9 protein-coding genes are annotated in these 10,911 nt (G+C 72.4%); 7 read left to right on the top strand and 2 right to left on the bottom strand.

The features are described from left to right. Positions 1-221: 221 nt before the first annotated feature. Both sigJ and AB0C76_RS40475 read left to right on the top strand, forming a co-directional pair. A complete protein-coding gene (gene sigJ / locus AB0C76_RS40480) occupies positions 222-1,118 on the top strand; it encodes an RNA polymerase sigma factor SigJ (RefSeq protein WP_359975521.1) in 897 nt (298 codons plus the stop codon). Between the two features lie 103 nt (positions 1,119-1,221). After that, complete coding sequence (locus AB0C76_RS40475; protein ID WP_359975518.1) at positions 1,222-2,301, top strand: FAD-dependent oxidoreductase; 1,080 nt, start codon at positions 1,222-1,224, stop codon at positions 2,299-2,301. Between the two features lie 73 nt (positions 2,302-2,374). Here AB0C76_RS40475 and lepA read toward each other — a convergent pair whose 3' ends face one another. Beyond that, entirely contained in the window at positions 2,375-4,243 is a 1,869-nt protein-coding gene (lepA, locus tag AB0C76_RS40470) for a translation elongation factor 4 (RefSeq protein ID WP_359975515.1), read from the bottom strand. 213 nt (positions 4,244-4,456) lie between these two features. Here lepA and AB0C76_RS40465 point away from each other — a divergent pair, with 213 nt between their 5' ends. Next, positions 4,457-4,762: an antibiotic biosynthesis monooxygenase gene (locus AB0C76_RS40465; protein WP_359975512.1), complete on the top strand. Its 306-nt coding sequence runs from the start codon at positions 4,457-4,459 to the stop codon at positions 4,760-4,762. A 151-nt stretch (positions 4,763-4,913) separates the two neighbouring features. After that, positions 4,914-5,183, top strand: a complete 270-nt coding sequence (rpsT, locus tag AB0C76_RS40460) for a 30S ribosomal protein S20 (RefSeq protein WP_329931122.1) — start codon at positions 4,914-4,916, stop codon at positions 5,181-5,183. Positions 5,184-5,616: 433 nt separating this feature from the next. On the opposite strand, the gene holA is transcribed toward rpsT, so the two are convergent. Further along, entirely contained in the window at positions 5,617-6,615 is a 999-nt protein-coding gene (gene holA, locus AB0C76_RS40455) for a DNA polymerase III subunit delta (RefSeq protein ID WP_359975508.1), read from the bottom strand. Between the two features lie 83 nt (positions 6,616-6,698). Here holA and AB0C76_RS40450 point away from each other — a divergent pair, with 83 nt between their 5' ends. The 3 genes from AB0C76_RS40450 to AB0C76_RS40440 all read left to right on the top strand — a co-directional run bounded on the left by AB0C76_RS40450 (position 6,699) and on the right by AB0C76_RS40440 (position 10,567). Further along, the gene (locus AB0C76_RS40450) at positions 6,699-6,992 is read left to right on the top strand and encodes a hypothetical protein (RefSeq protein WP_359975505.1); all 294 of its coding nucleotides are present in this window, start codon (positions 6,699-6,701) and stop codon (positions 6,990-6,992) included. Between the two features lie 250 nt (positions 6,993-7,242). Next, positions 7,243-8,652 (top strand): M14 family zinc carboxypeptidase, encoded by a 1,410-nt coding sequence (locus AB0C76_RS40445; protein ID WP_359975502.1) that lies wholly within the window; start codon positions 7,243-7,245, stop codon positions 8,650-8,652. 277 nt (positions 8,653-8,929) lie between these two features. Next, a complete protein-coding gene (locus AB0C76_RS40440; RefSeq protein ID WP_359975499.1) occupies positions 8,930-10,567 on the top strand; it encodes an alkaline phosphatase family protein in 1,638 nt (545 codons plus the stop codon). Positions 10,568-10,911: the final 344 nt, after the last annotated feature.

Genomic DNA, 10,911 nt, shown 5'->3' with positions numbered 1-10,911 from the left:
GCTTCACGGGCCCCTGAGCTGTCCGGTCCTCACGGATCTCGAAGTCCAATGCATCCCCTGAGCTGGGGTGTTGCAACGACTCCTAGAACCCAGGCTCTCCCGCTCCGGCCCTTGGCGTTCGCGGGCCCTTCGCGTTCCCCGGCAGCGCACCGGCCCTCCGCGCGTCCCGGACTCGCTCACCCGGCCTTCGTTCTCCCCGTGCGGACCGCTACCGTGGGCCCGTGATCGACGAGCAGGCCCCGGACGCGTTCGAGGCGAACCGACGCTACCTGGGCTCGGTCGCCTACCGGCTTCTCGGCACGTTCACCGACGCCGAGGACGTCCTCCAGGAGGCGTGGCTGCGCTGGCGGGCCGCCGACCGCGCCGCCGTCGCCGACCCGCGCGCGTTCCTCACCACCGTCGTCACCCGGCTCTGCTACGACCAGCTCCGCTCCGCCCGGGCCCGCCGCGAGTCCTACACCGGCGAGTGGCTGCCCGAGCCGTCCGTCTCCTACGCGAGCGCCCCCGACTCCCCGGCCGAACTCGCCGAGCGCGGCGAGTCCGTCTCGCTCGCACTGCTCGCCGTCCTGGAACAGCTCACCCCCGCCGAGCGGGCCGCGTTCGTGCTGCACGACGTCTTCGCGGTCGGCTTCGACGAGATCGGCGACTCGCTCCACCGCACCCCCGACGCCGCCCGCCAGCTCGCCTCCCGGGCCCGCCGCCGGGTGCGGGACGGCGGCCGGCGCACGAGCGCCGACCGGGCCGAACACCGGCGCGCCGTCGAGGCGTTCGCCGCCGCGGCGCTCGGCGGCGACCTCCAGGGGCTGATGGCCGTCCTCGACCCGGACGTGGTGTGGACCGCCGACGGCGGCGGCATCGTCCGCGCCGCCGCCCGCCCGGTCCGCGGCGCCGACAAGGTCACCCGCCTGATCGCCGGCTCGGTCGCGAAGTGGCTCACGCCGGAGCTCCGCCTCGCCCTCGCCGAGGTCAACGGCGAACCCGGCATGGTCTGGTACGACTCGACCACCGGAACCGTCGCCGGCGTGCTGGCGTTCACCGTCGCCGACGGCCTGATCACCGGGACGTACGTCGTGGCCAACCCCGAGAAACTCACCCACATCGCCCCCGTCGCGAGCTGAACACCGGAGTGTGACGCAGGTCACTGTCACACTCCGCGCCGCCGCGCCGTCCCCTTGCCGAACCGCGCTGAACGACAGCGCACCCCGCAAGGAGGCGGACGGGATGAGCAGCAGCACCACCGAGAAGCGGATCGTCGTCCTGGGCGCCGGCTACGCCGGACTCAGCACCGCCAAGGGCGCCGGCCGGCACCACGCCGTCACCCTCGTCGCGCCCGAGGAGCGGCTCCTCCACCGCGTCCGCCAGCACGAGGCGGCGGCCGGCGGCGGGCAGGACTGGCCCGCCATCGGACAGCTCGCGCGCGGCCGGCGCATCGAGCACCACCGCGCCAGGGCCGTCGAACTCGACCTCGACGGCCACAAGGTCGAGCTCGACGACGGCACCGTCCTCGGCTACGACACCCTGGTCTACGCCCTCGGCAGCCGCACCGCCTGGCACGACGTCCCCGGCGCCGCCGAGCACGCCTACGGGGCCGAGCGCGCCGCCGAACTCGACCGCCGCCTGCGCGGGGCCGGCGAACCCGGCACCCTCGCCGTCGTCGGCGGCGGCGCCACCGGCATCGAGCTCGCCGCCGAACTCGCCGAGGCCCACCCCCGGTGGCGGGTGCGGATCGTCACGGCCGGCCGGGTCGGCGGCATCTACTCCCCCAAGGGCCGCGCCCACGTCCGGCGCGTCCTCGACCGGCTCGGCGTCGGCGTCCACGAGGACGCCACCGTCACCGAGGTCACCCCCACCGGGCTGCGCACCACCACCGGCCCGGTCGACGCCGACGTCACCGTCTGGGCCGCCTCGATGGAGCCGCACCCGCTGGCCGCCGCGGCCGGACTGGCCGTCGACGACCGCGGCCGGGCCCTGGTCGACGAGTACCTCCGGTCGGTGTCCCACCCGGACGTCCACGTCGTCGGCGACGCCGCCGCGGTGACCGTCCCCGGCACCGGAACCCTGCGGATGGGCTGCGCCACCGCCCTGCCGATGGGCCAGTACGTCGGCAAGCTGCTCGACGGGCGGACGGACAAGCCCTTCGCGTACAAGTACGTCGCGCAGTGCCTGAGCCTCGGCCGGCACGACGGGCTGCTCCAGCTGGTCCGCGGGGACGACTCGATGCGGCCCACCGTGCTCACCGGGACGGCGGGGCGGCTGGCCAAGGCCGCGATCGTCGCCGGGGTGCTCGCGGCGCTGAAGTGACCGTCCCCGGACGCGCGGAAGGGCCCGGAGCGATCGCGCTCCGGGCCCTTCCGCCGCTGCTACCCCGCTTCCGTCACTTCTTTTCCTTCGGGGCCTCCGCGTCGGTGGACAGCGCGGCGATGAAGGCCTCCTGCGGGACCTCGACGCGGCCGACCATCTTCATCCGCTTCTTGCCCTCCTTCTGCTTCTCCAGCAGCTTGCGCTTGCGCGAGATGTCACCGCCGTAGCACTTGGCGAGGACGTCCTTGCGGATCGCGCGGACCGTCTCGCGGGCGATCACCCGGGAGCCGATGGCCGCCTGGATCGGCACCTCGAACTGCTGGCGGGGGATGAGCTTCTGCAGCTTGCCCGCCATCATCACGCCGTAGTTGTAGGCCTTGTCCTTGTGCACGATCGCGGAGAACGCGTCGACCGCGTCACCGTGCAGCAGGATGTCGACCTTCACCAGCTGGGCGCTCTGCTCGCCGATGGGCTCGTAGTCGAGGGACGCGTAGCCGCGGGTCTTGGACTTCAGCTGGTCGAAGAAGTCGAAGACGATCTCCGCGAGCGGCAGGGTGTAGCGCAGCTCGACCCGGTCCTCGGAGAGGTAGTCCATGCCCTGCAGGTTGCCCCGGCGGGACTGGCACAGCTCCATGATCGCGCCGACGAACTCGTTGGGCGCGAGGATCGTGCCGCGCACGACCGGCTCGTACACCTCCGCGATCTTGCCGCTCGGGAACTCGCTCGGGTTGGTGACGGTGTGCTCGGTGCCGTCCTCCATGATCACCCGGTAGACCACGTTCGGGGCGGTGGAGATCAGGTCGAGGTTGAACTCGCGCTCCAGCCGCTCCCGGATGATCTCCAGGTGCAGCAGGCCGAGGAAGCCGCAGCGGTAGCCGAAGCCGAGCGCGACCGAGGTCTCCGGCTCGTACACCAGGGCCGCGTCGTTCAGGCGCAGCTTGTCCAGGGCGTCGCGCAGCAGCGGGTAGTCCGAGCCGTCCAGCGGGTACAGGCCGGAGAACACCATCGGGCGCGGGTCCTTGTAGCCGCCGAGCGGCTCGGTGGCGCCCTTGTTCATCGAGGTGATCGTGTCACCGACCTTGGACTGCCGGACGTCCTTCACACCGGTGATGATGTAACCCACCTCGCCGACACCGAGGCCGTCGGCGACCTTCGGCTCGGGCGAGATGACGCCGATCTCCAGCAGCTCGTGGGTGGCGCCGGTGGACATCATCGCGATGCGCTCGCGCTTGGTGAGCTGGCCGTCCACGACACGGACGTAGGTGACCACGCCGCGGTAGGAGTCGTACACCGAGTCGAAGATCATCGCGCGGGCCGGGGCGTCCTTGACGCCGACCGGGGCCGGGATGGTGTTGACGATGTGGTCCAGCAGGTCCTCGACGCCCAGACCGGTCTTGGCGCTGACCTGGAGCACGTCGGCGGGGTCGCAGCCGATGATGTGCGCGATCTCGGCCGCGTACTTCTCCGGCTGGGCGGCCGGCAGGTCGATCTTGTTGAGCACCGGGATGATCGTGAGGTCGTTCTCCAGCGCCAGGTACAGGTTGGCGAGGGTCTGCGCCTCGATGCCCTGGGCCGCGTCGACCACCAGGATGGTGCCCTCGCACGCGGCGAGGGAGCGGGACACCTCGTACGTGAAGTCCACGTGGCCGGGGGTGTCGATCATGTTGAGGATGTGCGTCGACCCGGCGTTCGGCCCGGTCTTCGGCGCCCACGGGAGGCGGACCGCCTGCGACTTGATGGTGATGCCGCGCTCACGCTCGATGTCCATGCGGTCGAGGTACTGGGCACGCATCTGCCGCGGGTCGACGACGCCGGTGATCTGCAGCATCCGGTCTGCGAGCGTCGACTTGCCGTGGTCGATGTGGGCGATGATGCAGAAGTTGCGGATCAGCGCCGGGTCGGTACGGCTGGGCTCTGGCACATTGCTGGGGGTCGCGGGCACCTTGGTCCGATTCTCCGTTGGTCCGGGGCCGGGGGCGTCCGGGTCATCGCTGACCGGGTTCCCGGGGGACCGGACAGTCTCGTCCGATCGAAATAGTTCCTCCCATCTTCCCACGACCCCGGCGCGGGCCGCCGTTCGGTCCGGCCCGGGTCGTTCGTGGGGGTGCGGAGCCGCCCTTCCCACCGGGCCCGGACGGCGGCAGGATGGCGTCCCGTGATCCTGGAAAGCGCCCTGCTCGACGTCCTGCCCGGCCAGGAGGACGAGTTCCTCGCCGCCTTCGCCGAGGCCCGGCCGCTGATCGCCGTCCAGCGCGGCTTCGGCTCGCTGCAGCTGCGGCGCTGCCTCGACGAGGGACGCGGCTCGCGCTTCCTGCTCCAGGTCGAGTGGGAGACCCTCGCCGACCACACCGAGGGCTTCCGCGGCTCCGCCGAGTACGAACGCTGGCGGGACCTGCTGCACCGCTTCTACCGGCCCTTCCCGGCGGTCGAGCACTACGGCGAGCCGGTCCTCGACGCGTAGCCGGCCGGCCGACGCCCCGGCCGGTTTGGGGCGGGCAGCGGGCCCCTGGTAGCGTAGTCAGCTGCACCTGGCCTCGGCATGCCCTCTCAGCTGGTCCGACGGCCGACGGTGCAGCCCGTTCAAACCATTCAGACAAGACTGAGGCTCCTTCGTGGCGAACATCAAGTCCCAGATCAAGCGCAACAAGACCAACGAGAAGGCGCGCCTGCGCAACAAGGCCGTCAAGTCCTCGCTGAAGACCGCTCTGCGCAAGGCCCGTGAGGCCGCTGCCGCCGGCGAGACCGAGAAGGCCGTCGTGCTGGCCCGCGCCGCCTCCAAGGCGCTGGACAAGGCCGTGAGCAAGGGCGTCATCCACGCCAACCAGGCCGCCAACAAGAAGTCGGCCATCACCAAGCGCGTCAACACCGCCGCCCAGGCCTGACGCCCCCGGGGGCCGCTGCCCCCACCGCCCCAGGGCGACCCGGCCCTCTACCCGGACCCCTGAGGCGCGCGAGACTCGCACCGCACGCGGCCTGCGTTCGCCACGCGGGTGCGGTGCACACGGCATCACGACAGGCGCCGTGACCGCCTCTTCCCCAGAGGCCGGTCACGGCGCCTGTCGCGTTCGGTGGTGTGCCGTGGAGGGGTGCTGACGTCCGGGGTGGGCGCGGGGCGTTCAAGGCGCCCCCGCCCTCGCCCGCGCTCCCCCGTGCGACTCGGTGCGTGCTCGGTGCGTGCTCGGTGCGTGCTCGGTGCGTGCTCGGTGCCGCCAGTACGGCTCAGTACGGCTCGGCGCGACTCAGTACGACTCTGCGCGCGCTCGGTGCGGTGCGCGCTCGGTACGGTCAGTACGGCTCGGTGCGCGCTTGTGCGACTCAGTACGAGGGACGGCTGCCCGCCCGGGCCGCACGGGCCACCGCGACCACCGCACGCTCCAGGGCGAAGGCCGGATCGTCCGAGCCGCCCTTGACCGCGGCGTCCGCCTGCGCGATCGCCGTCAGCGCGACGGCCACGCCGTCGCCCGTCCAGCCGCGCATCTGCTGGCGGACCCGGTCGACCTTCCACGGCGGCATGCCCAGCTCGCGTGCCAGATCCCCCGGGCGCATGTTCCGCCCGGCGCTCGCAAGCCGCCCGATGCTGCGCACGCCGGACGCCAGCGCATAGGTGATGCCCGTCGGCGGCTGCCCGACGGCCAGCGCCCAGCGCAGCCGCTCCAGCGCCTCCGCCGCCCGGCCGGTGACGGCCAGGTCCGCCACCTCGAAGCCGGTGGCCTCGGCCCGGCCGCTGTAGTAGCGGGCCACGACGGTCTCGTCGATCGTGCCCTCGACGTCCGAGGTGAGCTGGCTGCACGCGGCCGCCAGCTCGCGCAGGTCACTGCCGAGCGCGTCCAGCAGGGCCTGGCAGGCCTCCGGCGTCGCGGAGCGCCCCAGCGTGCGGAACTCGCCCTTGACGAAGGCCAACCGCTCGCTCGCCTTCGCCAGCTTGGCGCAGGCCACCTCCCGGCCGCCCGCCTTGCGCCCCGCGTCGAGCAGGCCCTTGCCCTTGGCGCCGCCCGCGTGCACCAGCACCATGATCACTTCTTCGGCCGGGGCCTCGATGTACGCCTTGACCTCCTTCACGGAGTCGGCGGAGAGGTCCTGGGCGGCCCTGACCACGATCACCTTGCGCTCGGCGAACAGCGACGGCGTCGTCAGCTCGGCCAGACTGCCGGGCTGGAGCCCTCCGGGCGGGATGTCCCGCACGTCGGTGTCCGGATCCGCCGCCTTCGCCGCCGCCACCACCTGGGCGACCGCGCGGTCGAGCAGCAGCTCCTCCTGGCCGACCGCGAGGGTCAGCGGGGCGAGCAGGTCGTCGGGTGCACTCTTCCTGGCCATCCCCACCAGCATCCCACGGAGCGCGGACAGCCCCGGCCGGACCTGCGCGCCCGCGGCGGCCGGCGGACCTGGAGAATGGGCCGGTGACCGAAGACCTCACCACCGACCAGCCGGACGTCGACGACCCGCACGCCCGGCAACTGCTCGTCCTGCCCGACCGCGACGCCGCCGACGAGGCCGCGGAGGAACTCAGCGCCACCCAGCCCGACCTCGGCGAACTGGAGGTCGTCCGCGACGCCCTGGCCGGCGAGGACGACGCCGAGGACGCCCAGTGGCTGGTCGTCGTCGAACCCCCGGAAGGCGGGTGGACCCCGGCCCGGCTGCGTGCCCTGGACGCGCTCGCCGCCGAGTACGAGGGCTGGCGCGAGGAGGGCTGACCGCGCCCGGGGCGGCTTCACGCCCGGGCGCCGGGCCGGCTCGACCGCCCTGACCGCAACGGAAAACTCCCCGCCGGGAGTTGACGGGCGGTCAGGGCGGCGCTTTGCTTCAGGGACGGTGGCGGCGACGCGCGACGGGCTTAATGTCATGTACGCGACATGAGCCGGTACGTGCTCCCTGCTTTCCGCTCCTTCGCCCGCCCCGCCACCCGTCCTCCACGTGACACCCCCACGACTTCGGAGGCCCCCCATGGCCAGGAAGCGTTCCATCGCCCTCGCGGCCGGCACCGTCGCCGCACTCACCGCGCTCGCCCTCACCGCCGTACCGAGCGCGACGGCCCAGAACACCCACCGGTCGGGCCCCGGGAACGTCTTCGTCTACCGCATCCCCACCCACACCGCGGCAGACGCCCAGACGCTCACCGGCGCGGGCTTCGACCTGCTCGAACACCGCCAGGGCGACGACCTGTTCGTCCTCGGCGACGCCCGCGACGGCACCCGGCTGCGACTGCTCGGCTTCACTCCCACGGTCGAGCGGACGATGCCCGAACCGGCCCGGGCGCCGCTCCAACTCCGCCCCAGGAGCGGCCAACTGGCGGCCGGCGACCCGAACGAGACGTACGACGGCGGCTACCACACCGTCAACGCCCACTACGCCCACCTCGACCAAGTCGCCTCCCAGCACCCCGACCTGGCGACCGTGGTCACCTACGGCCAGTCCTGGCGCAAGCAGAACGGCCGGCCCGGCGGCTACGACCTCAAAGCCGTCTGCATCACCAAACGGACCGGGAGCGACTGCTCGCTCTCACCGAACTCGACCAAACCCCGCTTCTTCCTGATGAGCCAGATCCACGCCCGCGAGATCACCACCGGCGAGATGTCGTGGCGCTGGATCGACCACCTCACCGGCGGCTACGGCACCGACCAGGACACCACCGCGCTCCTCGACTCCACCGAGCTCTGGGTCGTGCCGATCGCCAACCCCGACGGCGTCGACATCGTCCAGCAGGGCGGCGACAACCCGCTCTACCAGCGCAAGAACGCCGACGATTCGAACGGCTCCGCCTGCGACTTCTCCGGCCAGATCGGCGTCGACCTCAACCGCAACGCCGGCACCCACTGGGGCGGGCTCGGCACCTCGCCCGACCCGTGCTCCGAGATCTACCTCGGGCCGCAGGCCGACTCCGAGGCCGAGAACACCGCCCTGGAAGGGCTGTTCCGCACCCTCTACCCGGCCGTACGCGGCCCCGGCGACACCGACCCCGCCCCGGCGGACACCCGCGGCATCATGATCACCCTGCACAGTGACGCCAGCATGGTCATCTTCCCGTGGGCCCACGACCACACCGCCCACACCGGCAACGACGCCGCGCTGCGCGCCCTCGCCGGCAAGCTCGGCGCCCTCACCAACTACCAGTCCGGCCAGGCCGGCGAGATCCTCTACGACGCCGCCGGCGGCACCGACGACTGGGTCTACGACAAGCTCGGGACCGCCAGCTTCACCATCGAGGTCGGCGACAGCGACTCCCGCGGCTGCTCCGGCTTCATGCCCGCCTACTCCTGCCAGGACTCCTACTTCTGGCCCAAGATGAAGACCGCCCTGATGTACGCCGCCACCCACGCCCGGGCCCCGTACACGACCACGGCGACCGACGACTGAACCGCCCCGCCCCCGGCCGCGGCGGTCCGGACTCCCCGGAGCGCCGCGGCCGGGGGCATTCGGACGGGGGACATTCCAGGACGCCGCCCGTTCATTGACGGTGCATGTTCACCAATTCCGTTGACAGTGAGTCCATTTGGCGAGAATCGCCGAATTCTCGAATTTCTCCGCGGCGGGGTCCGGAACTGTTCATTCCCCGGCCGCCGCCGGTATACCGGGGCCTCCCACCCTATGAGCGCACCGCCGCAGCCACCTTCCCCCTCGACAGGAGTCTTCCGTGACCCGTCGCCATGTCCGGCTCGCCGCCACCCTCGGCGCCGCCGGTGTGCTGGCCGGATCCACCGTCGCCCAGGCAGCCGCCGCCGAAGAGGGCCGCAGCGCCCGCGTCGAGCACGTGCTGCTGGTCTCGGTCGACGGCCTGCACCAGTCGGACCTCGCCTGGTTCGTGGCCCAGCACCCCCAGTCCGCGCTGGCCAGGCTGGTCGGCGGCGGTGTCGAGTACACCCGCGCGAGCACCACCAACCCCTCGGACTCCTTCCCCGGCATGGTCGCGCAGCTGACCGGCGGCGGCCCGGGCACCACCGGCGTCTACTACGACGACACCTACAACGCCGAACTTCTCCCGGCCGGCACCACCGGCTGCGAGAACGCCAAGTCCGGCGTCGAGGTCGACCTCACCGAGGACCTGGACAAGAACCAGGACGCGATCGACGCCGGCCAGGGCCTCGCCGGACTGCCCGGCTCCATCCTGCAGATGACCGGCCGGCCGCAGAACCTGATCAACCCGGCCAAGCTGCCCGTCGACCCGGACACCTGCAAGCCGGTCTACCCGCACTCCTACCTCCAGGTGAACACCGTCTTCGAGGTGGCCCGCCAGGCGGGCCTGCGCACCGCGTGGTCGGACAAGCACGCCGCCTACGACATCCTCAACGGCCCCTCCGGCGAGGGCGTCCAGGACCTCTTCACTCCGGAGATCAACAGCAAGGCGGCCGGGTACAGCGGCGACTGGACCAAGGACAACAAGGCCACCCAGCAGTACGACTCGTACAAGGTGCAGGCCGTCCTCAACGAGATCGACGGCTACGACCACAGCCGTTCGCAGAAGGTCGGCACGCCGGCGGTCTTCGGCCTGAACCTCCAATCCGTCTCCACCGCGCAGAAGCTCAACAGCTCCGAGGGCCTCCAGGGCGGCTACGCCACCAAGGGCGTGCCCGGCCCGCTGCTCGCGAAGAACCTGGAGTTCGTCGACCAGCAGATCGGCGCCCTGACCGCGGAACTGCGCGCGCAGCACCTCGACGGCTCCACCACGATCATCCTGTCGGCCAAGCACGGCCAGTCCCCGACCGACCCGACCGCGCTCAACCGGATCGACGACGGGCCGCTGCTGGACGGCCTCAACGCCGCCTGGAAGGCCGCCCACCCGGGCGCCGACACCCTCGTCGCCCACGCGGTCGACGACGACGGCGTGCTGCTCTGGCTCAACGACCGCTCCGACGCCGCCACCGGGTTCGCCAAGAACTACCTGCTGGCGCAGAGCGGCAACGGCGTCGACATCAACGGCAAGGCCCGCCCGTTCACCCGGAGCGGCATCGAGCGGATCCATGCGGGCGACGAGGCCGCCGACCACTTCGGCGTCGACCCGGGCGATCCCCGGGTGCCGGACGTCTTCGGCGTCGCGCAGTACGGCGTCGTCTACACCGGCGGCAGCAAGATCGCCGAGCACGGCGGGGCCCACGCCGACGACCTGAACGTGCCGCTGGTCGTCTCCGGCGCCGGCGCCCCGGGCGGCGTCCGCGAGGACGAGAAGGTCGAGACCAAGCAGATCGCGCCGACCATCCTGAAGCTGCTCGGCCTCAAGCCGAACGCCCTGCAGGCCGTCCGGGAGGAGCACACCCGGGTCCTGCCGGTCCGCTGACGGCCGGACGGGCCCCCGGTCTGCGAGTCCTGTCGGCCCGCTGACGGCCGGACGGGTCTGCGGGTCTGCGGGTCTGCGGGCCGGACGTCGGAACGCCGGCCGCTGACCCCGAGGACCGCCCGAGCGGCCGCACGCCGGGTGCGTGCTGCCGCTCGGCCACATCCGCGGTTGCATTCGCGCCTCGCCAGGGTGCCCCCGGTGGCGAAAGGCGGTCGGGGCTGCCGGGGCCTCCACCACTCTCCCCGCGGCGGGGGGGGGGGGGGGGGGCGGGGGCGCGGGGGGGCGGGGCCCCCCCCCCCCCGCCCGCAAAGGACGCCGCGAAGGCGCCGCAAAACAAGATGGAG

The organism is Kitasatospora sp. NPDC048722, from assembly GCF_040650235.1.
In the GTDB taxonomy this organism is placed as follows: Bacteria; Actinomycetota; Actinomycetes; order Streptomycetales; family Streptomycetaceae; genus Kitasatospora.
Note: the sequence above shows the minus strand (reverse complement) of the source record. Positions and strands in the feature narration are given on the sequence as shown.